Source organism: Burkholderia sp. F1 (assembly GCF_050813845.1).
Taxonomy (GTDB): domain Bacteria; phylum Pseudomonadota; class Gammaproteobacteria; order Burkholderiales; family Burkholderiaceae; genus Burkholderia; species Burkholderia ubonensis.
Map to the genome: position 1 here is coordinate 414,342 of NZ_CP172423.1, position 24,076 is coordinate 438,417.

A 24,076-nucleotide genomic window follows, 5' to 3' on the forward strand; every position below is an offset into this window, starting at 1 on the left:
CAGGACACGAGTGGCTGATCAGTCATTGAGATGGAAGCCACGGATCCATTACCGTGTGTCGCTGGGCGCCATGCCTGGCCACTCGATCTCATCGACCAAGTATCCTCGATGGCGCAGAAACGCAATCAACCCGTTGGGCCCGCCAAATTTGTCGCATCAGCGCCGGATCATTTCGCAGCTCACCACGACACCGCGCTCGAACAGCAATTCTTCGACATCGCGCAGGCTGAGCTGGAAGCGGAAATACCACCGCACGGCCTGAGCAATGGTGGCCGCAGGAAACCGGCGTCCACGATAAATGGTGGCCGCAGGAAACCGGCGTCCACGATAGAGCGAGGTCGTTTTCATGTCGTTATCCTACGCCAACGTAACAATGCCGGTGCGTCGTTAAAAGACCGCGTACCTTGAGCGAGGGATTGGGCACGCGGACCGGCATGCTGGACTCCAGCTAAAAATGCTTTGCTAGCATTAACGGTTCGGCGTCACCCCGGTGGGCTTGGTGGCGGCGGTGGCGCTGCGCAACTCGCCCATGGTGGACAGCAGTGAGCCTTGCATATCGTCGCCATCCAATGACCAGCTGAACACGCCGCCCAGCTGCTGGGCTTTGACATAGCCCAGCTTGGTGCGGATCACATCCGGTGTGTCATAACTCCAGAACTGCGTGCCGTCATAGCTCCACAGCTGCTTGGTGACGGGATGCACATAACGCGCGCCTGCGCGGCCCCCCAGCACACGATAGTCCTCGTAACCCGCCTCGTAAGTGCCGGGCGCGGGGCCGGTGGCGCTTTGATACAGGCCATTGCCATTAGGGCCGGCGGCCACGCCGGTCCAGCCGCGGCCATAGAAGGGGATGCCCACATTGATGCGGTTGCGGGCCAGGCCAGCGCTGACCAGGGCATTCACCGCGTCGTCGATATCATAGAACTTGGCGTCGTTCTGGGCCGGATTGGCCGGATCCGGGTAGAGGTTGGACTGGAAGTTGGTGGGGCCTTGCGCTTCCCAGCCGCCATGGAAGTCATAAGACATCACATTGGCCCAGTCCAGGTAAGCGCCGTAGTTGCTCGGTTCGGTATTGCGGATTTTGTCCACTCCGGCGCTCAGCGCGGCGGAAAGGTAATAGCGACGCTTGTTCTGCTGGCCCAGCGCATCCAGCTGACGGCGGAACTCCGCCAGCAGCAGGGTGAAGTTTTGCTTGTCCGCCGCGCTGTAATGATTGGTGGGCAGGCCACCGGCCACCGGGTATTCCCAGTCGATGTCAAAGCCGTCAAACACGCCCAGCGCCACACCCTGTCCCCCAGCGTTTTCTTGTTGCGGCAGGTTGCCCTTGATGTAGAGGTTGATGCAGGAGGAAACCAGCGCCTGGCGGCTGGCGTCGCTGGCGGCTACGGTGGAGAAGTTCTTGGACCAGGTCCAGCCGCCCAGGGAGATCAGCACCTTGAGCTGCGGATTTTTCAGTTTCAGCTTACGCAGTTGGTTGAAGTTGCCGCGTAGTGGGGTGTCCCAGCTGTCTGCCTGGCCGTCCACGGACTCCGCCGCGGAGAAGGCGCGCTGGTAATCCGCCCAGGCGTCGCCGCCATCGCCATTGCCGCTTTCCGCCACCGTGACCATGCCGCACTGGCCGTTGGCATAGACATTGCCAAAAGCGTAGTTGAGCACGGTGAGTTTTTTATCGCCGCCGCTGGCCGCCAGGTTTTTCACAAAGTACTGGCGCTGATAAATGCCCCATTGGGTGAAATAAGAGCCCACGTTGTAGCCCACGGTGGGCGTGGGCTCCGGCGGCACGCCGCTGCCTGAGCCACCGCCGCTGATAGGCGCACATGAGTTGGCGGCGCGCTGCTGCCAAACGGCCCCTTGGCTGGCTGTAGGCGTTTCCCCTCGCGTCCACCATTGCGCTTGCCAGGTTTGGCCGTTGTACAAGGCGTAATCGCCCGCGTTATAGATCTGGCTGGATTGCCAGGCGCTGCAGCTGGGCAGGGCATAGGCCGCAGAGCTGGCCACGATGAGGCTGCTCGCGCCGATCAGGGGCAGGCACAGGCGGTGAATCGAACGTTGCATAACATTCTCCTTTACTTTACGGCGGATGCCGGTGATGAAGCCTGGCTTACTTTGGTATGTATTTGGTATTAAATTGGTATCAGTATTGGCCAGGATTTGGGAAATGCAAGGAGAACTTCGGGGCGCTTCAGAAAATCTATGGTCACCCCCTTTTTTGCAAGACTGATTTCGATGTCGTTGTTGGCTTGCGTAAATCTATTCGGCGTCGTTTAGGGGAATGACTCCCCGCGCCACGATGAGATTCGCGCCTGGCGGTCCTAAAAACAGAAGCAGTCTGGCATAGGTCTTGGAAAACGATTATTTAGAAAAATCCGGCGATGACAATGTGATAACTGTTAAGTCAACCTGAATACGCTGTTGAAGCGCATCGTATTCTTGAACATCGGCACGGATATACATTTAAATACGTAACAATGTCCACGGCGGGGCCCTGCGCGAGATCCGCGCTCGCATCGCTCTCCATACCCGAAGCAGGACGCCCGGCGCGCACCTGGCAAACCACGGTCCGTGACGGCGTTACGAGGATGGAGTAGGAGGCACCACGGGCATCACCCAGCAATGAGTATCAGCCTCCCGAGCGAGATGGCCGACGGCGTGCGGCAGCGGGTCGCCAGCGGCACCTATGCCACGTCAGAAGTAATGAATCCGCAACGCGCTGCGCTGCGCGGGCTCGCCGGCCACAAGCCGAAGTGGCCGACCGCCATTCGATTCGGCCGCGCCGTGGCACCCTTGTATCTGGTATCATGTGAACTGCACTCTGGTATCAATTGATACTTTATGGAGGGATCCGACATGTTGCTTGTGACCCCTGAAGCGGTGGCCGACGTGATGGAGCTTCGGCCGGTACCGCATACGCTGGCGGAGCTCGAGGCCCGTGTGCGCGACGGCCTGCCGAAGGCCGCGCTGAAGGCCGGCGTTGAGCACGCGACCGACGGCGCCGATGCGCGCCGCGCGCTGCTGGCGCGCATCATCCCCGAGGCAACCTACAAGCGTCGGCGCGACCGGCTCACGCCGGACGAATCCGAGAAGACCGAACGGCTAGCGCGAATCGTCGCGACCGCGGCGTACGTGTGGGATGACGCAGACGCGGCCCGCCAGTTCCTGGCTGCACCGCACCCGGAGCTCGAGGGGCGTGCACCGCTGGACGTCGCGCTCACCGAGCTCGGCGCGCGTCGCGTCGAGGAAGTGCTGTGGAAGCTCTTCTACGGGCTTCCGGCATGAAGTTGTACCGCATCGCCGACACGCGGCACACGATCTGGAGCGGCACCGGCGCGATGCTGATCGGCGGACGCTTCAACAGCCCGGGCCGTCCGGTCATTTACGCGGCGCTGACGTTCGCGGGCGCCATGCTCGAGGTGCTCGTCCACGCGCGTATCGGCAGGGTGCCAAAGACGCACGCATGCGTCGAGTCGACCGTGTCCGATGACGTGAGCATCGAACGACACACCGCCGAATCGTTGCCCGAAGGGTGGGATGCCCCGGCGCAGCAGATCACCCGTCGATTCGGCGACGCATGGCTGACGGAAGCGCGCAGCGCGATCCTGGTAGTGCCGTCGGTCGTCGCGCGCGCGGAATACAACGCGCTGGTGAATCCCGCACACCCGGACGCCGTACGGATTGTAGTTGCGGAACCGCGGCCGGTCGTATGGGATGAACGACTGTTTGTCATGCCGGCGGGCGGCGCATCGTAACCCGGCTGCGGGGCACGCGGCACGACGCCGCGCGCGAAATTCGCGATCGGCGACGGCGACGCGGACGTCAGCGTTCGTGACGTTGACTGCAGCCCTCTAATATCAACCAGACCCCATTAAAACTTCGCTAGATTCCATTATGTCAAATATGATGCTCATCATGACACGTCGGTCCGAATGAATGACAGGCGTGACCGCTTGCTCGCGCCAAGCCGCGCGACGGAAGCTGCGGCGCGGGATCTCCGGCCGATACCAGATCACGACCAAACCAACCAGAAATCAGCGCTGTTTGCGCGAGTTCAACATGGCATCCCACACACAAGAAGCGGTCCCTGCCCATCTTCGGTGGTCGCCGTGTTTGAATCGAGCGTCACATCGATCCACGGCTCCCGCACTCTGTCATCGCCGGGCAACGCTGCTCGTTCGTAACCCGCCGTATTCGCTGACTTGTCGATCAGGTCATACTCGCCACCTTTCCGACCGGCGATCTTTCGAGACTCGCTACGCAAAATCGTTGACATACTGAACCAAATCAACCTGACGGGCGAGACGTTATTGCAGGCAAACAATTTTGGTTCACCTCATATCTAATATAACCCGGGGCCACTCAAGGTCTAATTATACTTAACTGGAATGATTTTCAATCCAAGATCGATGGATGCTTGATACCTATGATTTCCATCGACGATTTTAAGTCCCTCTCTGGTCCACTCAACAACAATAGGATTCAGCTGCGTCCCAGATTCAATCGCCCTTCGAACGTCGGCCAATCTATCCGGTTTAATATCGAATCGGCCTTGCATGACCTCATCAACAGATATCTCCTTGAAGTCACCCCCATTAACATTGTATCTCCCAACCTTCAAATAATCAAAAGATGCATCCCCCTTCATGCCTCCATTCCATCTAATTATTGAGTTTCCAGAATTTATTTCATAAAAATCAAGCTTGCTTTCTTTGGAAATAAATACAAGCTCCCCTCCCTCTTTCCTCGCAACAAAAACCGGATCTCCATATTTAAACATATCATCCACGGTAGCTTTAACGTTCTCATCCAATCCAGTCTCTTGATCCTTGATTTCATCCCAATCTTCTTTAGACAACTTGCTTGCACCTTCGCCCTCCTTGAATTTCTGTCCACGCTCGACCTTCGCACCGTCGTTTTTCGGAGGGTCCTCTGCCGATGAACTACGTCGAGCTGAGGTCCCCGAAGTCCCCGGAAGCTCGGGCGTGTTGGTAGGGCTAGCCAGGTAACCTCTCCGACCGTCAGCCAGATGAGCGAGGGGTCTAGGCTGAGGCAGATGCTTAACGACAGCTCGGACTGCCTTGGAGCCATACTTGCCCACCTTGGCGGCAATGCCTCCTCCCGGCACTAGGTCCATCGCCGCGGACGCAGCCGAAATCGCCGCCTCGCCGTAGTTTCCTTCTGCCGTGTACCACAACGCATTGGCCCCATCAAACAAGAAGCCGGCTTCAGGAATCATGCCACCCAGATCCAGGAGCCCATGCCCGAGGTCGCTCCAAGACCACCCACTCTCCGCTTTTGTCTCCGCCTGGACCGGCGGATTCGCCGCTGCGGCCCGAATGCTGGGCTTTACGACCGTTCCCTGCACCCTCCCAATCGTGTTCCCCATGGCCAAGCTAGTTCCCGTTCATCCAGAATTGGTCGCCGTGTCGCACGATGAACTCACCGTCCACCCGCACCGTGCTGCATTTTTCTTTCGGCCGGCATTTTCCGCCAACCGTGCCACTCTTCACTCCGCCTACCGCCCCAGCCGCATCGCCCTCGGTCGACGGCACGAAACTCGAGTCGTATCGAACGGCAGGATTGCCGTTCGCCCGCACCGTAGTCGATACGATCTGGCAGCCGCCAAGATTGGCGGTCACGGGATACGGCACGGGCGGCGTGCTGGTACCCATCGGCGTCTTGCATACGTCCGGCAAAATCGACACGATGATCCACTGGCCGTCCTGGCGGGCCATCACGTTGTTTGCCACACAGCCCCCCTTTCGGTGACCTCTTCGTCATGGTCGAATCTCAGCAGCGGTGCAGAGGGCTCCAGTTCAAAGCGGGCCTCGCAGACACGCACCTCTGGCTGCAGCGGAAAATTCGCGCGCCATGTCAGCAAGATCTGCATCTCCTCGGTGTCAACAAGCATCGTATCGAGCTGCATCTCGACCGGCACGATGGCACCACTGACGTAGCGCAGTGCGGCGATGGCCCGGTGCGCAGGCAACCGGGTCTTTAACAATCCTGAGCGCGTGTTTTCTGGATGAGCTAGATTTACCAGTTCGAAAGCTGCTCCCGGCTTGGGCCATGGGATCTGCTGGTCATCCGGTGCACCGTTCCAGTAGCCGAAATCGAAATCCGCTGGCAAATATGGCCAACGGGCGTCCAACCACGCCTCGTCGTAGGTGCCCGCACGCTGCAGTCGCGGCGTCCACGCGCGTCCCATGGCGCCGAGCCCAGCGGGCGTCATCTGATAGGCTGCAGCAGCCATCGCCATCTGCTGCGCGTCGAGTCCGCTTTTGGCGTGCTCGATGACATCAAGCAGCGTGATGGGCTGTTCCCGGGCTTCAATCTGCGGGGCGCGAAGTTGCTTGATTGGCGAACCTTCGGCCGGTGCGCTCAGCACATCGGGCGTAGCGAGCACGCCGTTGTCCAAGCTCAGCTTAAGATACTGTTTCTCCAACCAGCCACAACCCAGTGGATTGGTAAAACACACCTCATTCAACAGAAGTTCGCCACCCTTGCCGCTCGCATTGCAAGAGGGCATGACAACGCTCGTTCCGCCATAAGCATATTCCCAGCGAACCGGCACTTGAAGACACTCGCTGGGCTCACTAACGCGCCATCCGTGCGGACCTTCAATAAACGTTCGTGGGCCGAGTACCCGCAGGCTTTTGTCGATGACCAACGCATCACCGTCAATCACCCGGACGTGCGCAGGCCACCATCGGGCCGGCACCCCGTTTGGCGCATAGGACGTTGCACGTATTACGACGTCACATAGTGGCTTGAAGGGGGCAAGATCACTTTCACACCTGACGCTGCTATTTGCATCGACGCCCTCGTACTTGTCGGCCATCGTCAGCGACACGGCTAAGTCACCTTCTTGCAATACGCAGTGGTGTGTATCGCCGCCAGGTTCCGCGTTGGCGCTTCGCTCCAGCGCATAGGCGGCCTTCAGGACAACGACATGAAATTCGTTGGCAGCAACGTCAACCGCGTTAAAGGCCATGGCGTCAAATGGCGTTAGATTGCGAAACTCCATCCTGTCCGCTCCCTAATTCAGATCGATGGTTTTGCCTTGCACCTGTATCCCGTCGCTGCCGCTAATGGTTACACTCTTGCCACGGATGTTGATATCGCCACTTTTCTCGAGGACGATTGACGCCTCGCCAACCTTCAACTCGAACCGGTCTCCGGCATCGATCGTATATGCGTTGCCGACAGAGGTCGTCTTTGACAATCCCACGCTTTCATTGCTCGCTAGTCCTGCAGTAACGGCCATCGCCCCCATAACGCTCAACGTATAGGAAGCGCCGACCGTCACATTCGACGTGAGTCCGACTGTCTGGCTGTACGTACCACCAATCGTAACCGTCTCACTTACGCCTATCGTCTCGGTGCGGTTTTGATTGATCTGGACTGCTTCATTGTTTTCGACATCAATACGTAGATCCCTTTCCGCGTGAATCCAGACTTCTTCCTGCCCACGCCTGTCCTCAAACCGGATCGCATTGGCATTCGCTGGTGACCCTTCCTTGACTGAGCGTGTCAGGAATCCGCTTTGAGTCGCATTGTCCGGCAGCGCCCACGGCGGCATGTGCAGCGCGTTGAACACCTGTCCGGTCACGATCGGCCGGTCCGGATCGCCGTTCTCGAAGTCGACGATCACCTCCGAGCCGACGCGCGGGATATGGATGCCGCCGAAGCCGTTTCCCGCCCACGCGTACGACACCCGCACCCAGCACGACGAGTTCTGGTCGCGCACCGGCGAGCGGTCCCAGTGGAACTTCAGCTTCACGCGCCCGTACTGGTCGGTCCAGATGTCCTGCCCTTGCGGCCCGGTCACGACCGCCGTCTGCGGCCCGCGCGTGCGTGGTCGCGGCACCGTGCGCGGCGGCCGGAACACCGTGGTCGAAGGCTGCACGACGAACGTAGTGCCGATCTGAAATTCATCCAACCCCGTCGCGCCTGCCGTTTCAACGGCTTCGAACGACGCGCCGAGCACCAGATACTCCCGGTTCGCGCCACTATGCGGGTAACCCTCCAGCGTGAAGGTCGTGCCGCACACGACGTCGCGCACTGTGCCGCCGCCCGACGCGCGCTCCCCTTGCGCGCGCACCTCCTCCATCCGCACCCGCGCGAAATGCTCGCCTTGCGCCGGGTCCGTATAGTTGCCAGGCCATTCGTAGCGCTCGAGCCCGTTGTGCACGGTGTCCTGCGGCAGCGCGTTCTCGACACCGAGCCGCGCATTCGGCCTCTCGAAATCGAAGTCGTTCGTTGCCCAGCGGCCGGACTCGATGCGCGCCGTCGTGCTGAACGCGTCGACATGCTCCATGTCGATCTTGTACCCAGGCGGGTAGTACCGCAGCGTACGATACGCGGCGCTGTCGACCGGCTTGTGCGCGCCGAGGTGATCGACCAGCACCATCCGGTGCACCTTGTTCGAATGCTCGAAGAACCAGTAAATGCCGTGCTCCTGCATCAGCCGCTGGATGAACGCGAAATCCGTCTCGCCGTACTGCACCTGGTAGACGAGCTTCGGATACCGGCCGCTCAGCCGCTTGTCATAGGAATACGAATACGCTTTCAGCACCTCGTCGATGATCTCGTCGACGGTCTTGTTCTGGAAGATCCGGTAGTCCGAGCGCTGGTCGGCGAGGGTGATCCACGGCTGCATCGTCAGCCGGTAACGGCATTGCCGGTTCAACTGCCCTTCAAAGCTCGCGCCGGTCACAATGCCGCTGATCTCGCGCTTGCCCTGCCCTATATGCGAGGCGCCAGAGATTCCCGGCATCCCCGGCGCGAACGCCCCCATGCCGTCGAGCTGCACGGTCACGGTCAGCGCCTTGCCGATCATCGCCTTCAGGTCGAGGTTGGCGGCCTGCTCTTCCGGCATCGTCATGTCCGGCGATGTCAGGCAGTCGAGCGTGTACGCGTAAATCTCCGACAACGTTTCGTTGCCGCGGATCGCGCTCAGTTGCAGCGCGGGTTCGCCGATGGGCGTTGTCGGCAGCGCGGGGCCGGCAAGCACCACGGTGCGCGCGACACGAACATTCGGCATGATGGAATCCACGGATTTCCTCCAGAGATGTATCAAACAGCAAAGTACGACGACAGGCGCGCGCCGTGTCCCATGCTGTCACGGCGCGTCGCCGGCCTAGAGCGCCAGCAGTTCCGCGGGAATCGCATGCACCACTTCCGCAATGCGCTTCCCGACCAGATGCTCTGCGCGCCCGAGCAACGCTGGAACCTGCCTGCTCGGCTCGTGCTGCTCGAACCACAGCCGCGCGTCGCGGATCAATTCGGCTGCGGCGACACGATCCGGCACCGTCCCTCGCACGCGTGGCCGCACGGCATCGTCAGCGTGATCCGCGACGTTTTCGGCAGGCGCCGGCCACGCTTCGTCCGGCGGCTGGGCGCCGCTAGCGTCCCGCGAGGACCCGGGGCTCCTGAAAGCAGATCATATCGATTGAATTGCGGATGCATCATCGGTCCGAATGACAATGAGATACGCGGCCGCATAATGCGAGACAAATTGCTTGCCGCCCTTTTTTCGGACGACTGATCTCGAATTCCGCCGATCAATCAAATCCGGAATAAACCGCAGGAAAGATCTGCTCATGGCAATTTCGCGTCTGGAGTAGAGGAAAATGATGATGTCGCAACTTAGGCAATAGAGTTGTCAATTCGCGAGTCTGCCGACTCACCGATGCAATAATCCCCAGCGAATCAGTTGCTTGCACCAAGCGAAGCAAAGTGGTCACCGCGACCGCGCTGTGCGGTTGTCAACCCTATGCGTCACCGCGCAACCGTGCATGGTTACTGAGCACGGCTAGCGCCTATTGTGAACACCAACACAACTGTGGAGCACGACATATCTGGGGATCCAGAGTCCGCAACTGCGCGCGGGCAAATACTTGTGTGAAGCGCGCGCGGCCAGCGGCAACGCGCCGCGGCGCGGCTCGACTGAGACAGCGGCCGGGAATGCCGCCAATGCCGTGAAAGGCGCGGCGTCGGTCGCAGCATCGATCGCGGCGGGGAATGCGTCACCGAAAGCGGACCCAACGACCAGCGCACGCCATCGCCGGCATAGGTTAAGCGAAGAGGTGTTGAGGAACGACGGGAAGACCAGTCAGGAAATGACTGATTTGATTGATTTATGTTTTAGGGGCGGACCGCTAAGGCTTGTCGCGCCTAGATCGGTCTAGCCGGTAAAACGTAGCAGAATCAAGGGGACCCCTATTCGCATCGCAGCGGATGGACGATCGGTGTCTGTCGCGTGCGTGGTAAGTGGGTCGTCGAATTGTGGGATGGAACGTCTCTCCATGCCAACGTCGACTCGCCGGTGGGGGCCGCCAGGCTTCATCGGGAACTGGTCACCGAGTCCGACTCAAGCACACCTGGCGATCTTGACGTACGGCACGAGATGTCGAGCTGATGAGGCAAAGCGATCGGTACGGCCGGCCCGGCCTGCGCCGCAATCTCCGCCGTAGGTGAGATCGTGCCAGCGTTGCGACGTCTGGCCACCTGGCCCGAGCTGGCCGCTCGGCAGTCGCAAGATGACGATCTCGTGCGCGTTCTTCGCGCACAAGATCGCCCCAACTACGCGGCTCTTTCAGATAAGACTAGAAATGAGGTGACAACCGCACGTCGCCTGATGCCCGTGCCGGGCAATCGGGATGCCGTCATCCGTCATGGACGCATCGCCTTCCTCGATGATGTTCGGCGACACCTCGGGATGCTGCGGGCACGAAACTCGATCGCCTTTGCGAGCGACAAAGCGGCCATCGAAACGCATTGTGCTGGAGCCTGTTTCGACCTTGCCGCCGTGGTCAGTCTCGTCACCGATGCGAATCAAGTTCATCATGATTTACTCCGCGACAATGTCCGCCCATAATTCAATTACCTTGATGGCAATAGTTTACGTCCTCGCATCTCAGCCACTTTTCAAGAACTACGCCTTTCTTTGTTACATATCGAAATTTAACGAATCCGTTTTTGGCATCTCCGAGCGCCGTCACTCTATCGCCGTCTATCAAGTATGCCTTTCCCGCTCCTTTGGCGGATGGCTGGTCATACAGGTACGCGCGCTCGACAGTGATAGCAAGATCTTTTTCTTTCGCTTGGTCTACTGCCATTTCCCAAGAGGGGGAGATTCTTTTTGCGAGCGACCTCAAATCATTCCCTTCTGAATCACCAACCCCCACGAAATAATCGCGGTTATTTTTTTTGATAACACTTCCATTTTCGACAAATTCAATACCCCCATTGCGATCAATGACATAAATGACATCGTAGCAATACGGATCACTTTTGCCAGACGGCCTTTTGTCCAATAACAAAAATACACTTCGGTCAATCATTTTCCGGTCCGCTGGCTTGCACATCGAATGCGACGCCATAATGTCGGGCACTGTCGGATTCAGCGTTGACGAGAATAACGAGCGAGAAGAATAGCGCCCAGCCTCCAACCCGATTACCGCTCCACTGCGACTGACAAACCAATTTTTATTATTCTGCTCGGAGCAATTGCATGGACACGACAACAACGACCAGTCACTTTTCTTGTTCCATGACATCTGCATTGACGAATTTGGACACAGGTTTTTTGCTTCCAAAACATCGTTTGGGACGGGTGTCGCGCACTCATCTCCTGACCCACATTTCACAGCGCCTTCTTTTTCTTCGGCCATTGCATTCGTTGCGCCTACAGCCACGGCGACAACAAGAAGCACCCTTGACAAAAAAAACTTATAGTCCGCAAACATTTCTATCCGCCTTTCCATTAAGCAGTTTGAAGTTTATATTATCTCTTGGCGTAGGCTTTTCGCCCTTTGTTGGTGGGTGTGGATATGGTTTTTGCTGGATAATTCCCATTCTGCGACTAGTGCAATCAAATACCCACGTGGGGTTTGCCGTCTTCGCTCTTTCTTGGACTGCAATTTTCAACAAATCCATCTGCGTGGAAGGCTTTTCCGTAGCCACACGCTCTTTTATCTGATGCGACGCCTTACTTAAATCTCCCTGCTGGACGCACAAATCATACAGGGCGCAATAGGTAACGAGTTGCACGGACTCCAACAAATCGGGGCGCAGTCCACGCAAAAATTTCAAGCAGCCCAGGATATCTTGATGATACTTTGCAGCCTCCTGAATTTGGATATCCTGAAACTTCTTATTAGATCCAATTGTCTTAAATGTTTTCGTCCAATTATCCCTATTTTTACCTTGCTGTGCAATCGCCCAATTAAACTGCGCCGCTGAGTTACCGCTGCTTATGGCGCTCCAAATTGTTTGATAATCTGTGCCAGGCGCAAATGAAGCCTCAAAGGCCTGAGGGTCGGCATCATGCATTTTTTTGAGAACAGGCCCAAGCGTATTCATTCCGAAGTTCCACTGAATCAACCCGAAAGACATGCCCATGCGATCAAAATTATCCGCCAATCCGTCGAATTTTGGATTGCCGTTTTCAAAAGCTGCCGAAATAAATAATGCAATCCTTTGAGCCTCGACCAACGGAATACAATCCCCGCCTTCACACACAAAATTCCCAATCAACCCGATCGGGTGAAAATGCCACGGCTTCGGCTCTTTCGGAAGAATCTTCGCGTCAATCCCTTGAACCTCTTCCCACCACTGCAGCTTCTTGATCCGCTCCATCTCGTTGACCCATTTCCACGGCACGAGCTTCATATGAGGCGTGATGTCCTCCCACTTCCCCATGTTACCGCCCCACTCGCTCTCGCTCTTCACGACCATGTGCGAGATCGCCTCGGCCAGCCATTGCGTTGTCTGCGCATCCGCCAATTCCGCGGCGGTTACCTTGCCATCGTGATTAGCGTCAATGGCCTTTTCGAGCTTCTGGATGAGGTCGCTGGTGGCCAACGCATCCGCACTCGGCTTGAAGTTGTCTTGATCGTCTCCCATGGCCAGGCCCGCGACGAACAGATACCGCTTGAACATGTCGACCATTTTGGTCGAACTGTTGTCGACGAGATCGAACCCAGGCCAGTCCCACGGGCTGCACAGCTTCACTTTCGGATGATCCTGCTCGCGCACCCAGCCTTGACGGGTTCCGCCCTCTTTCGTGCCGACTATCACGTTCCACCAGCGTTTCGTATTTCCGCTCGCGTCCTTGTCTTCTCGTGCCAAGCTTTGTGGACCCTGCTTGTCGAGATCGACCACCCGTAACACGTTTCGGAAGTCGGTTCCGGGCCCGTCCGCCTGGCTGACCTTCAACGGAAAGTCTTTCCAGCCCTTGACGGGTGCCGTCGTCATTTGATTGACCAGGCCCAGGCTGCTGTCGATCCAGAACGGGCTGCCGGTCGGCGTCTCGATCGGCGCCTGCTTTTTCGGTGGCTTCTCCTTGTGCTTCTTCCCCTTGCCGGCCGGCCCGGCTGGCTCCGGCTGCGCGGCAGGCATTTTTACGGTCTTGGGCTGCACCTTGACCCATCGCGATTTCGGATCGCCGACAGGTACCAGCTTCAAACCCGTCTGCTCGAGGGTGTAATCCGAATCCGGAACTTTCGTCACGAGTTTTGCGCCGGCCTGAACCTCCAGAAACGGCTTGTCTCTATCTGGCAGCTCCTTCGCGCGTGCCTGACTCTTGGCGATGAACGCCGGAAGATCGGAGCCGGCAAAGACTTCGAGATGCAGCAACGGCCGACTCGGTACCGGAGGAGTGAGCTTTGCTTCCCTGTAGCGCTGGTATTGCCCGAAATGTGCGACAACGTCTCCCGCGTTGACGCGGTAAGGCTTCTTGAGCACGACCACCTTATCGACGGGGCCGGACTGAGGAATCGGCTCCAGTTCCGAAAGAAAGACGTAACTCCACTTCAACTGCACGTCCGGTGATTGACCTACAACTGGGCCCACCGGATCGCCTTTAATAATCTTCGTGATCTTTACCCACCCCTTGCGGCCGCCGTTATCGGCTTCGTTCACGGTGAGTTCCGTCCCCTCGGGTAGCAAACCGAGGAGCTTGCCGTTCGGGGTAATACGAACCCGAACACCCGATACAGGCTCCGGCAGCGCATCATCCGCACCTTGCTGCGGCTGCGACGGATCGTCGCCGGGCGCATCGGGATTGATCGACTTCGGTTTGGGAAGGTCCTGCTTGTTCGGTTTCAACGCTCGATACGAGCGGTCGGCTTCCCAGTACGGAAGAGGCGTGAGCCGCGGTGCCTTGGGATCCGCGTTTTCCGTTTTGGGCTGATCAAGCGCCGCCTTATACGTTTTCCAGTCGAGCGTATGCATGTACAAACTGAAGAACGTCAGCGTTTCATCGGGAGGCGGAGTGGACGGCGCAGGAGCCGGTGCCGGGGCTGGCGCAGAGGCCGGTGCCGGAGGTGTCCCATTGGCCCCCGAGGCGGGCGATGTGGGTGGTGCATTCGAGGGTGCGGGAACAGGGTCCGGCTTTCTCGGTGCGGGCGGCAATTGCAGGGTATGGCGGATCAGCACAAAGCCCCGCGAATACAAAGCGTGGCGCGTGTCCTGGTACGTCAACGTGGGGCACTCTTTGTCGAGCCGGTAAGCGACGATCTCCCCGGTGGCGATTGCGCGTACGCCTTCGTCCTGTTTCAGTGCCTCGCCGGTCTTCTGACCGAAGTGAATGCCGCCATGCCAGATGCCGCTGGCTCCCAGCGGATAAAAGCCATCCTCAGCGGTCGCAAGCACCTTCATATAGGTCATGGGATCCGTGGCGTCCGGCGCCGCGCCTTCCTTGGTCGCGGGCGAAAACGGATAGCTCCATGCAAGAGGCGTATACGCGGGCTTAGCGTCGGGCTCAGGTTTCTTCGGTGGTTGTTTGGGAGGGTGCTTGTCCGTCATGGCAATTAGAATCGCAAGTCGTTATCGTGCATCAAATCCTGGCCGAATCCGGATCAGCCGGAAAAATCGTCCGCGTAACCGCCGTGCTTCGACACGGGTGTGCCATGCAACGGATCGCGCAACGTCATGGTCGACGCACTGGGCTTGTCCCACGACGCGCATTTCTCGAGAATCTGGCCTGACGTGCCGTTCTCGATCATGTTCGGCGTGATCTTGATATACGAACCACCGACGTTAAGAATCAGTTCCTTTTCCGCGCGCAGAACCATCCGTCCGGACGCGCTCTCGATCATGATGTCCTGTTGCGCGAGCATCGTCAGCGCATCGTTCTGAGCCTGGATCTCGACAGGGCCTTTGGTCGCGAAGATCTTGATCCCGAGGTTTTGAGCGTACAGGCTGATCTTGTCCATGACGCTTGCGAGGAGCGACTTCCCGGCCGCAACGTTGACGTTCTTTCCGGACACCACGTTGACCTGTTGATTTGCCGAGGCGTGAAGCGATTGCTGGCTGGAGATCCCGACACCTGCCGGACTCGACAGCAGCATGGCCGGCTTCGCAAAGCCGTTGGCACTTCCCGTTCCCCCCCCTGCCGTGCGACCACCTTTCGTGACGCCCGGAACGCTGCTCTGCGTCATCTCGGTAAACGCCTTCAGCGCATCGCTGCCGTCCTGCAGGCTCTCGGCCCGGTTCGTTTCGCTCGCCTGCGAGACTGTCTCGAACACGGCTTCCGCAGCCGCGAGCTGATCAGTCGCGGCCGACACGTTCATCGGCTGTACCGCGGCCGGATGGGTCGAGATCGACAGGCCTTGTACCGCCCGAATCGCACCGTGCGCCTCCGACTTGAGATCGAAGCCGCTGCCGACGAACGAGCCGCGTGTGTTGTCGGACTGCTCGATCAAGTAACCCAGATGAAGATGAGAGCTGTAGCTTGACGAGTAAAGGTGAGCGCGGTTCTGACCGCTCGAGTCGTCCATGACGAGCTGGTTGAAACCGTCGCCGCCGTATTCACGGGACCGGAATCCTGACAGCAGGCCGTGCGTATGCCATACGGGCATCGTCGCACCCCCATGCAGTCTCGAGATGATCACCGGCCGGTCGCAATCGCCGTTCACGAATCCCAGGAGCACCTGGTCATCTTTTCGCAGCGGGAAGTAGCCGCCGCGCTTCGCGCCGGCGTCCGGCATTGCCGCGCGAATCCACGTCGTCGACTTTGTATTGCGATCGTTCCGGCTGTTCGATGTGCGGACCCGCACGCGGTTGCCATCGTCGGTGAGGATTTCCTCGTCGCTGTCCGTGACCACGATCGCCGTCTGCAGGTGCATCTCCGGCTTCTCGTGCTCGAACGGGCTGCGGAACGGCGTCTTGCGCCGTTGCGCCTCGATCTCGACGTGGAAGAATCCGACACCGCCATCGCGATGGATCACGGTCGCACCCGTCCCGGCCGCTTGGACCCGCTCGACTTCGCTGCGCAGGCTGCGCGGAAACCGCGTGAGCGCGTCGACGCCCGGCAGGTTGTTCTGAATCAGCCAGTCGCTCGCGATGATCGACAGCTCGCGCTCGTCCTCCGGCTGCGTGTCGAGAACGGGATGCCCTGACACCCTGAACCAGTAGCCGGGCAATGCGTAGCGCGGACTACCGATCGCGAAATAGCGCTTCGACCGAGACGCCCATTCCTCGGTGCGAATGCGGGCCTGCTGTTCGCCGACGTCGGATGCTCCCCAGGTCTGCGAACCGGTATAGAGATAGTCTTCGCCTTGACCCGGCAAATCCTCCAGATCCGCCGCTGGCATGCTGACCTGCTGGTCGAGATTGGGGCGCTTGTAGTCGACCGTGCCGATCGTCAGCGTTTCGCTTTGCGCGTCTTGCTGCTCGCTCAACTGGGTGAGTCCGTCGAAATCTTCATCCGTGCCGGCATGACTGAACTTCATGTCGGAATTCGGCAGCGACGGCCCGAAATAGAGGTCGTCCATCATGACGACTTTATGCGACTTGCCGTCCTTCGCGAAATCGAAGCGCGGAAACACACCGATCTCTTCCAGGCTTCGGTGCACGAAGTTCCAGTCGGTTTCCCACTGCACGCGGTGCGAATACGAGGGAATCGTCCCGCGCAGCTCGAGCCCGTAGTGGCCGGACGCCTGCGGATGCTTGTTCAGCACGTCGGTCAGGATTTGCCAGCCAGGGGTTTCCTGCCAATCTCGACGGTCGCTGCTGAGCTTGAGGAAGCTCAACCAGGAGGCGAAGCGGAGCTGAAAATACGAGAGCGATCCGTCACTTCCCAGGCGCCGAACCTGCTGCACGTAGCCGTGAATCGGCAGATAGCTGCCGTCCGTCTGGCGAATCCAGAGCGTGACGGGCTGCAGCATCAGGGCATTGAGCTTGATCTTGTCGCCGACGACCGATGACGCGTCGACGACGACCTCGAAATTCCGCCCGAGCCGTGCTTGAATCTTGACGTACAGCGGCACGAGCCAGTCGTCGCCGAGCGGCGTGTCGAGTTTGACGATGCGATCGAACTGCGCGTGCCCGCCGCGCAGCGCCTTCAGCAAGACTTCCCCGCTCATGCGGACATCCCATGGTAAGCAATCTCGGCCGTTATTGCCCTCTCAGAGCCGCGACTGCAATTATTAAACAATGCGACGAATTGATTGCATGTGCTTTCACCACCTTTGCGCTTCGGGTGCTAATTAAGTCGTAGCGCTTGAGTCGTGCATCGAATCGCTTCGTCGAAAAAGACAAACTCGGATCATATGGTAATTCGCGCATTTACGTAGGGAGATCTGGCCACAGAAACATCAGCGATAGTTAAACCGCATTCGAGTACCACCGGGTTGCCGGCCATGTAGCGCACCCTGACCAGCCACTCGAACGCCGCGCGCAGCGTGCGTACCGCATACCGCTGACTTTCGAGCGACAGGCCGCCCGGCGCGAACGGGCGCCAGCGGCCGGACGCGCGCGACGCCGGCGGCCCGCAGAACGCGTCGGCCGGCGCGGCGAGAAACGCCTTGTACGCGTCGCAGTCCTCGACCCGCAGCGACGACAGCGCGACGCCGCGCTCGACGATCGCCCACAGCAGGAAGCGCTCGAGCTCGCGTCGGTACGCGAGCTGCGTCGCGCCCTGGCTCGCGTAGCGGTTCAGGTACGCGCGGATCGCGTCGAGATCATGCTGCGCGGCGACGTACGGGAACGCCGGCGCGCGGTTCGCGCCCTGCGCGCCGGACAGACAGCGGATGCGGCACGGCAAGCCGCTCGAGCGGGACCAGCTGGCCGCGCACCGGCTCGACGGCCGGGCCCTACTCAAGGGGGCAGGTCAAGTGGTTAGGTGCGGCCGACTGTTATCGGCTGCGGATTCAACCCGTCGATGCAACACACTTGAGGCTGCATAGCAGCGGGTAGCGTCGTCCGCCGTAGCCGACTTGGCGCGTTGCAAGCCAACGCTGGATCGCATCGACCGATCGTCACGGGGCTCAATTCCGACACGCGCGGACCGCCAGTGGGGAAGCCCCACCACTCAGTGCAACTCCGTGGTCGTCGTTTTGGGTGCGTGCTCGCGGCGAGCGAAAATACTGATGTACTTCACGCAACTGCCGTCGTCGGTGAATACGACCAGCGCGAGATTCTTGCTCGTCGTAAGGCCGCCGTACTTACCCTTGGGGTCGTCGTGCCTGTCGACTTGGTCACCGAACGCTTGCCTGAGCTCGTCGCGCGTCAGGCAGAAATCGTGGCTCATCCGCAAATCCAGGTCGGACGATACGGTCGGATGTTTGCTATAGGCTTCGCTCCAGGTTTGCCGGTAAGTGGAATCAATGGAGAAGGCGTCACTTCGTTTCTGGAACCCGCGGTACGTGACATAAAGTGTGCGTCCGGCTCCGGTGTGGTGCTCGGTTCTGTACAGGGGTGCGTCGAAACCCTTCGATACAGAATCGAAACTGTTTACATCGCCGTCCGACATGAAATGCGAAATCGCCGCGATGGCTCGCGCTCGCTCTTCGGGTGCCAAAGCATTCGACTGGGGCGTAGGCGGCATAGCGCAGGCGCCGAGGCAAAGTGCAGCCGCGGAAACGCCGAGGACGTGCGCCAGGGAAGTGAACGACATGAGGCAAGGCCTTGAGCAGTTAAACCCTGTCTTACGGCGGGCCTGCGGCAAACTTGATGGGAAAAGATGCGTCATTGCCCGACGAGTCGGACGCGGGCAAGCATCACCGCCGTGCCGATCGCCTGCGATGGCTTCAGTGCGTGCTCGTGCGATGCGGTGTGAGTCGGCTATGACGGCTGGCGACAGGATCGCGTTCGGCTTCATCGCGAGACCAGTTGAACTCGATGGTCCTGTTCGTGACCGTCCGCTGACGAGAACGTTGAAAGTCCGCTCCGGGTCGTTTTGAGCCCGTAACGTACCACCAGGGAGGTATCCTGCGGAGTTCCGCCATGATGAGCAATTCACGACCAGCGCCCATATTGGCGCTTAAGTGCCGGCATGACGTTCGCAGCGATACGCTCGAAACTTGTTCTGCGATCTGGCACGCCCGGTTGTTTTCATCGCGGTGCATGCAGTGCAGCAAAACGAGTGTCCTGTTGCCCGTGCGGCCCCGATGCGTGGCGCACTCGAAGACATGAACGCCCCGGTATAGCGCCTTCGCACCGGCTAAACGTCGGCGCCCAGGGGCGTGTTGCACCATCCGGATTCGAGGCACCTGCCCAGATGTGGCCCGTGCGATGATGTGCCATGACCAACATGAGAGATGGGATGACGACTACATTCGACGAGGCGACAACGGCGGCGATCGCCGCGTTTGCCCAATTGGATTTCTACACGGCTGTGCAAGCGATGCGCGCCGAGGCCGATTACGACCGCGAACGAGACCAGTGGATCTCGCGCTATATCGACAAGCACGGCGGCGGCGCGGACGATGCAGCATACGATGCCTTGCACGCGCGGGCCCAGGCAACCCCGGAATACGCGCAGTTCATCGATGCGGTTCGCCGGGAAATCTTGGAATACTTCGGCGTGACCGACGATCAACTGGACTGGATGGTCCTGCTGCGCAATGACGACAGCGATGAGCTTTGGGCGGAAGTCAACCGGCGGCGGAGCGCGCTGGGAACCGGTGAAGTGCGCGGAGATCTCTGACCATTGCTTGCCATTGGGGTCTCGAGTCGTGCCGGGTGCGGGGCTAGAGTCAGGTCAGTCACGTGGTACGCCGGGCGCTCAGTTGCTGCAACCGATCCGCTAAGGGAGGACAAGCTTTCGGATCTTCGGAACGAGTGACCGTTGTGCTCTGATGCCTGTTCTAGGAGATGCAACGGCTCGAGCGGCAGCAACGGGTCGCAAAACGCCGTCGCGTCTCGCCGAAGCGGCCATTCGGTATCGCACGCCGGCGTTTGTGGACCTCGTAGAACGGCGTGGTAACGAGATAAGCCGAGTTATCAGATAGGGCATTTCCACTCCATCCCCTGCCCGACCGCTCGCGCTGCCCCCAAAAACCTGGCCGGAGCCGGCTCCGCGCTCACACAACTCAATTTATTCGGCGCCAAGAGGATGAAGGAACGCCTAAAGCAGCGACCGAAACAAGCGCCCGACCTCATGATCGGCGAACGACGCCGTGTCGGCCCACCGTGACGCGAACTGCTCGATCAGTTGCGGGCGAGACGGACGTCAAGCAGGGGGCGTCATGCTTGCTGATCGACTCCCGCAGGTGCTCAGCCAGCATGGGCGAACCCTCGCGCAGCGCGATGGACACAAGATCGCAGCACGGACACGATTATTTGACGCGCCAGTGCCGAATCACACCTGCGCTTGAACGGCTCCATCATCGCACGGCCGCGCTGCGAACGACTGCGGACTAATCGATCCGCACGACCTGGCCGCTCGACATCCGGCGTGCCGAAAATCAACACTGATTGCGTCCCGCAATTCGCCGCGCCAATGCGCCGCTGCGCGATTCATTGACAACTCTGCGTGATTAAAAAATGCGATAAGCAATACACATTCCCGCCCAATTAATCAGACGAATGGTTTAGCATGCAATCGTGCTGACGAACCACCCCTGCGTGTGGGAACGAGCGCGCAGCACGCGACGTAGCCGAAGTTCAAACGTTTCCTCCGATGCGCGACAGGCTCGCGTCGCACTCGGCGAGCGCGGTGCACATCGGCGCGTCGCGCGTCCTCCGCATTCGACCCGGCTCGCATCCGGCCGCAGAAGCAGCGGCTCGCCGGCCCCGGTGGCTACGCGCGCGACACGCGCACATTGCCGCGTCGGCACGCGATCCGCATCACGATCCCGCGAGCATCCGGCCGTCTCGCACCGAGCATCCCGATTCAAGCGTCATTCAGCAGTGCTTTCGCCACCGGGCGACGTCCGTTCATCGGGCTCTTCGACACAATTTCCCTTGCCCACGAGCAAATGGAGGAGATATGAAGGCGCGTCTTGATACGAGGAAAGTCTTAAGTTATTTATTCGCCCTTTTCATTGCCTTTCTCGCGAGCTGTTCCGATCAAGACGACATTTCGGACGACGGCGATCCGCCCGCATCCGCGCTCGCGTTCCGGCTCGACCGCGGTGGACAGATCAACGCGTTCTATCGGCAAGACAAGATCGCCGCGCATCTGCTGATGCGCGCATCGACGAAGCCGCGCCTGCTCGTCGTGTTTCCGGCCGGCAACAGCGGCACGGGCCTCTGGTTCGACGACACGTCGCAGCCCGTCAACTGGAGCCAGGACACGCCGATTTCACCCTCCACCATGCTGGACGCGTCGGGCCGGACGCTGTACGGCATCCGCGTCGACGTATCGGCCGATACGAACAGCCTGTCGATCCGGCAGGCGCTGCTCAGCTCAGTGCGCTTCCTGCGCGACTACAACGGCGGCGCGACCGTGCCGTCCGATATCGTCGCGCGGCCGTCCGTGTCCGGCAACGTCGCACTCTGGCAGCGCAATCGCGTCGACGGCGCGCCGGGCTACGCGCTACGCGTCACGGCGATCGACGGCGGCGCGATCGCCACTGACGGCGCCGGCAAGCTGCTGCTGCAATCGCCGTCCGGCGCACCGGCGCTGCGGCTGCGAATCGAGGCGTTCAGCGGCGAGACGCCGCTGCAGCCGATCACGCACGCGAATCTGTTCACGTCCGCGGTCAACCCCGATCCGCTGAGCCAGAACGTGTTCGAATTCCTGAGCTTCAGCGACAAGCTGCTCGCAGGCTCGTGGCAGTACGACACCTACTTCGGCCGCGACACGCTGATCTCGGTGCGCATGCTGATGCCGGTGCTGCAGCCGGACGTGATCGAGGCCGGGCTCGGCTCGGTGCTGAGCCGCCTGTCGCCGGACGGCAAGGTCGCGCACGAGGAAGGCATCGGCGAATTCGCGCTGATCGACAACCGGAAGCACGGCCGCCCGAACGATCCGACGCCGACCTACGACTACAAGATGATCGATGGCGACTACATGCTCGCGCCGATCATGGAGGACTGGCTGATCGAGGATCCGCGTGGGCAGGCGCGCGCCGCCGCGTATCTCGCGCAAAAGGGCGGTGACGGCGTGACGAACGGCAGCCGCTTCGTCGCGAATCTGCTGCGCGTCGCGCAGACCGCGCAGCCGTTCGCGCAGCAGGCGCTCGCTGCGAACCTGATCCATCTGCGTCCCGGCGAGATCGTCGGCAACTGGCGCGACAGCACCGACGGCATCGGCGGCGGCGTCTACCCGTACGACGTGAACGTCGCGCTCGTGCCGGCCGCGCTGCGCGCGACGAGCAACTTCCTCGCACGCGGGCTGCTCGACCCGTACCTGAGCGCCGACCAGCGCGCCGTGCTCGCGAACGCGGGCGCGGCGGCCGAAGTCTGGGAGCGCGCGGCGCCGCCGTACTTCCAGGTGGCCGTCACGCCGAACGACGCGCGCGCGAAGCTCGCCGCGTATGCGCCGCAGGCGGGCGTGCCCGCCGGCGTGGTGCCGAACGCGGCGTTGCAGTTCGACGCGATCGCGCTCGACTCGAGCGGCAACCCGATTCCGATCATGCACTCGGACGGCGGCTTCGTGCTGCTGTTCGGCAATCCGTCGCCCGCGCTGCTCGCGCACATCGTCACCGGCGTGATGCAGCCGTTCCCGGTCGGTCTTGTGACCGACGTCGGCATGCTGATCGCGAATCCGGCGTACGCGGGCCCGACGCTGTGGCCGCGCTTCACGAGCGCCGCGTATCACGGCACGGTGATCTGGTCGTGGCAGCAGGCGATGTGGGTCGCGGGCCTCGACCGTCAGCTCGCGCGTACCGATTTGCCGAGCGACGTGCGCACGCTGCTTACGCAGGCGCGTCAGCAGATCTGGCAGGTGATCGCGAACGCGAAGGACATGCGCTTGACCGAGATGTGGTCGTGGTCGTATGCGAACGGGCAATACCAGACGGAGGCGTTCGGCACGCGCAGCGCCGACGCGACGGAGGCGAACGCCGCGCAACAGTGGAGCACGACCTATCTGGCGATCCAGGATCCGCAACTGCGCGCGGGCAAGTACTGGTGGGAGGCGCGCGCGGCCGGCGGCGACGCGCCGCGGCGCGGCTCGACCGAGACGGCGGCCGGGAATGCCGCCAATGCCGTGAAAGGCGCGGCGTCGTAACCATTCCGGCGTTCGATCGTTCGATGAGGCGTCGACGTCGATCGCACGCCGCGCGAGAGCCGCTTGGCCGCGCCGGTTCGATCGGACCGGCGCGGCCAAGCGGCGGGGAATGCGTCACCGAAAGCGGACCCGACGACGTCGACCAGCCCATGCCATCGCCGGCATGGGCTCGGCGAGGAGGTGGCCAGACCTCGTACCGGCCGAGGCAGGTACGGCGCCCGAGAAGAGAAATCGTCCATCTCGATACAGCGCTCTCACCTTGATAGCGTGGCGATGTCGATACTGCATACCGGCAGCGGCTGCGGAAAAATATGCCGCGTCGTCTTCGGCGGATACAGCATGCGTGCCCGGGAGCGCGCAACGATCTGGTCGCCGTCGACATTGAAGTTCGGGCGACGCGCCTCGACACCGACCTGCGCATAATCAAGCAGTACGCACGGCACACGCGGCAGCGAGAGACGACGTGCCGTCGCCAGCCGGTGATGCCCGTCCATCACCGCGAGGCTCGCGCGCTCGAGCACGATCGGCGTGGTCCAGCGGCCGCTGCGCGCAATGCTGTCCAGCACTTCGAGCAGGCGCATTTCGTCATGCTCTTCGTTCGGCAGGATCCGTTCGGTCGGAATCAGCTCGATGGTCCAGGTGTCATGCTGCATGGCGCGATCCTTTGAAATT

Annotated in this window: 16 protein-coding genes and 3 pseudogenes; 5 read left to right on the forward strand and 14 right to left on the reverse strand. The window is 60.4% G+C overall.

Going from position 1 to position 24,076, the window contains the following annotated elements:
* Positions 1 to 159 precede the first annotated feature (159 nt).
* Both ACFIMZ_RS36100 and ACFIMZ_RS36105 read right to left on the reverse strand, forming a co-directional pair.
* Positions 160 to 348 (reverse strand): annotated as a pseudogene (locus ACFIMZ_RS36100) (hypothetical protein); the annotation flags it as partial.
* Between the two features lie 120 nt (positions 349 to 468).
* The gene (locus tag ACFIMZ_RS36105; RefSeq protein ID WP_431825472.1) at positions 469 to 2,055 is read right to left on the reverse strand and encodes a glycosyl hydrolase family 18 protein; all 1,587 of its coding nucleotides are present in this window, start codon (positions 2,053 to 2,055) and stop codon (positions 469 to 471) included.
* 558 nt (positions 2,056 to 2,613) lie between these two features.
* Here ACFIMZ_RS36105 and ACFIMZ_RS36110 point away from each other — a divergent pair.
* The 3 genes from ACFIMZ_RS36110 to ACFIMZ_RS36120 are packed head-to-tail and all read left to right on the forward strand — an operon-like array spanning position 2,614 to position 3,746.
* Positions 2,614 to 2,826, forward strand: coding sequence for a ribbon-helix-helix domain-containing protein (locus tag ACFIMZ_RS36110; RefSeq protein WP_431825473.1), 213 nt, complete (start codon positions 2,614 to 2,616; stop codon positions 2,824 to 2,826).
* A gap of 21 nt (positions 2,827 to 2,847) precedes the next feature.
* Positions 2,848 to 3,276 (forward strand): antitoxin Xre/MbcA/ParS toxin-binding domain-containing protein, encoded by a 429-nt coding sequence (locus tag ACFIMZ_RS36115; protein ID WP_431825474.1) that lies wholly within the window; start codon positions 2,848 to 2,850, stop codon positions 3,274 to 3,276.
* Positions 3,273 to 3,746, forward strand: coding sequence for an RES family NAD+ phosphorylase (locus ACFIMZ_RS36120; RefSeq protein ID WP_431825475.1), 474 nt, complete (start codon positions 3,273 to 3,275; stop codon positions 3,744 to 3,746). Before ACFIMZ_RS36115 ends, ACFIMZ_RS36120 begins: the two co-directional genes overlap by 4 nt.
* A gap of 614 nt (positions 3,747 to 4,360) precedes the next feature.
* On the opposite strand, the gene ACFIMZ_RS36125 is transcribed toward ACFIMZ_RS36120, so the two are convergent.
* From ACFIMZ_RS36125 to ACFIMZ_RS36175, 11 genes and pseudogenes are all read right to left on the reverse strand, one after another.
* Positions 4,361 to 5,380, reverse strand: coding sequence for a ParB N-terminal domain-containing protein (locus ACFIMZ_RS36125; protein WP_431825476.1), 1,020 nt, complete (start codon positions 5,378 to 5,380; stop codon positions 4,361 to 4,363).
* Between the two features lie 7 nt (positions 5,381 to 5,387).
* On the reverse strand, positions 5,388 to 5,744 hold the full coding sequence (locus ACFIMZ_RS36130; protein ID WP_431825477.1) for a DUF4150 domain-containing protein: 357 nt from the start codon (positions 5,742 to 5,744) through the stop codon (positions 5,388 to 5,390).
* Positions 5,729 to 7,021, reverse strand: a complete 1,293-nt coding sequence (locus tag ACFIMZ_RS36135; RefSeq protein ID WP_431825478.1) for a DUF2169 family type VI secretion system accessory protein — start codon at positions 7,019 to 7,021, stop codon at positions 5,729 to 5,731. Before ACFIMZ_RS36135 ends, ACFIMZ_RS36130 begins: the two co-directional genes overlap by 16 nt.
* Positions 7,022 to 7,033: 12 nt before the next feature.
* Positions 7,034 to 9,040, reverse strand: a complete 2,007-nt coding sequence (locus ACFIMZ_RS36140; protein ID WP_431826043.1) for a type VI secretion system Vgr family protein — start codon at positions 9,038 to 9,040, stop codon at positions 7,034 to 7,036.
* Positions 9,041 to 9,136: 96 nt separating this feature from the next.
* Positions 9,137 to 9,301: pseudogene (locus ACFIMZ_RS36145) on the reverse strand (type VI secretion system protein TssA); the annotation flags it as partial.
* 1,293 nt (positions 9,302 to 10,594) lie between these two features.
* Positions 10,595 to 10,846, reverse strand: coding sequence for a PAAR domain-containing protein (locus ACFIMZ_RS36150; RefSeq protein ID WP_431825479.1), 252 nt, complete (start codon positions 10,844 to 10,846; stop codon positions 10,595 to 10,597).
* Positions 10,847 to 10,877: 31 nt separating this feature from the next.
* Complete coding sequence (locus ACFIMZ_RS36155; RefSeq protein WP_431825480.1) at positions 10,878 to 11,747, reverse strand: hypothetical protein; 870 nt, start codon at positions 11,745 to 11,747, stop codon at positions 10,878 to 10,880.
* Entirely contained in the window at positions 11,731 to 14,808 is a 3,078-nt protein-coding gene (locus ACFIMZ_RS36160; RefSeq protein WP_431825481.1) for a lytic transglycosylase domain-containing protein, read from the reverse strand. The genes ACFIMZ_RS36155 and ACFIMZ_RS36160 overlap by 17 nt, the downstream gene beginning before the upstream one ends.
* A gap of 53 nt (positions 14,809 to 14,861) precedes the next feature.
* Entirely contained in the window at positions 14,862 to 17,369 is a 2,508-nt protein-coding gene (locus ACFIMZ_RS36165; RefSeq protein ID WP_431825482.1) for a type VI secretion system Vgr family protein, read from the reverse strand.
* Between the two features lie 263 nt (positions 17,370 to 17,632).
* Positions 17,633 to 18,077 (reverse strand): annotated as a pseudogene (locus tag ACFIMZ_RS36170) (integrase); the annotation flags it as partial.
* A gap of 239 nt (positions 18,078 to 18,316) precedes the next feature.
* Positions 18,317 to 18,901, reverse strand: coding sequence for a hypothetical protein (locus tag ACFIMZ_RS36175; protein WP_431825483.1), 585 nt, complete (start codon positions 18,899 to 18,901; stop codon positions 18,317 to 18,319).
* Positions 18,902 to 19,549: 648 nt separating this feature from the next.
* Here ACFIMZ_RS36175 and ACFIMZ_RS36180 point away from each other — a divergent pair.
* A complete protein-coding gene (locus ACFIMZ_RS36180; RefSeq protein ID WP_431825484.1) occupies positions 19,550 to 19,933 on the forward strand; it encodes an ATP-dependent protease in 384 nt (127 codons plus the stop codon).
* 1,284 nt (positions 19,934 to 21,217) lie between these two features.
* Positions 21,218 to 23,404: a hypothetical protein gene (locus tag ACFIMZ_RS36185; RefSeq protein ID WP_431825485.1), complete on the forward strand. Its 2,187-nt coding sequence runs from the start codon at positions 21,218 to 21,220 to the stop codon at positions 23,402 to 23,404.
* Between the two features lie 254 nt (positions 23,405 to 23,658).
* Here ACFIMZ_RS36185 and ACFIMZ_RS36190 read toward each other — a convergent pair whose 3' ends face one another.
* Positions 23,659 to 24,057 (reverse strand): ParB N-terminal domain-containing protein, encoded by a 399-nt coding sequence (locus ACFIMZ_RS36190; protein WP_431825486.1) that lies wholly within the window; start codon positions 24,055 to 24,057, stop codon positions 23,659 to 23,661.
* Positions 24,058 to 24,076: the final 19 nt, after the last annotated feature.

Bases quoted from the DNA above. Each gene is read 5' to 3' on its own strand.
- ACFIMZ_RS36140 (WP_431826043.1), bottom strand. From the start codon at position 9,040: ATGCCGAATGTTCGTGTCGCGCGCACCGTGGTGCTTGCCGGCCCCGCG.
- ACFIMZ_RS36175 (WP_431825483.1), bottom strand. From the start codon at position 18,901: ATGTCGTTCACTTCCCTGGCGCACGTCCTCGGCGTTTCCGCGGCTGCA.
- ACFIMZ_RS36155 (WP_431825480.1), bottom strand. From the start codon at position 11,747: ATGTTTGCGGACTATAAGTTTTTTTTGTCAAGGGTGCTTCTTGTTGTC.
- ACFIMZ_RS36105 (WP_431825472.1), bottom strand. From the start codon at position 2,055: ATGCAACGTTCGATTCACCGCCTGTGCCTGCCCCTGATCGGCGCGAGC.
- ACFIMZ_RS36120 (WP_431825475.1), top strand. From the start codon at position 3,273: ATGAAGTTGTACCGCATCGCCGACACGCGGCACACGATCTGGAGCGGC.
- ACFIMZ_RS36135 (WP_431825478.1), bottom strand. From the start codon at position 7,021: ATGGAGTTTCGCAATCTAACGCCATTTGACGCCATGGCCTTTAACGCG.
- ACFIMZ_RS36180 (WP_431825484.1), top strand. From the start codon at position 19,550: ATGACGACTACATTCGACGAGGCGACAACGGCGGCGATCGCCGCGTTT.
- ACFIMZ_RS36150 (WP_431825479.1), bottom strand. From the start codon at position 10,846: ATGATGAACTTGATTCGCATCGGTGACGAGACTGACCACGGCGGCAAG.
- ACFIMZ_RS36190 (WP_431825486.1), bottom strand. From the start codon at position 24,057: ATGCAGCATGACACCTGGACCATCGAGCTGATTCCGACCGAACGGATC.
- ACFIMZ_RS36125 (WP_431825476.1), bottom strand. From the start codon at position 5,380: ATGGGGAACACGATTGGGAGGGTGCAGGGAACGGTCGTAAAGCCCAGC.
- ACFIMZ_RS36160 (WP_431825481.1), bottom strand. From the start codon at position 14,808: ATGACGGACAAGCACCCTCCCAAACAACCACCGAAGAAACCTGAGCCC.
- ACFIMZ_RS36115 (WP_431825474.1), top strand. From the start codon at position 2,848: ATGTTGCTTGTGACCCCTGAAGCGGTGGCCGACGTGATGGAGCTTCGG.
- ACFIMZ_RS36110 (WP_431825473.1), top strand. From the start codon at position 2,614: ATGAGTATCAGCCTCCCGAGCGAGATGGCCGACGGCGTGCGGCAGCGG.
- ACFIMZ_RS36185 (WP_431825485.1), top strand. From the start codon at position 21,218: ATGAAGGCGCGTCTTGATACGAGGAAAGTCTTAAGTTATTTATTCGCC.
- ACFIMZ_RS36165 (WP_431825482.1), bottom strand. From the start codon at position 17,369: ATGAGCGGGGAAGTCTTGCTGAAGGCGCTGCGCGGCGGGCACGCGCAG.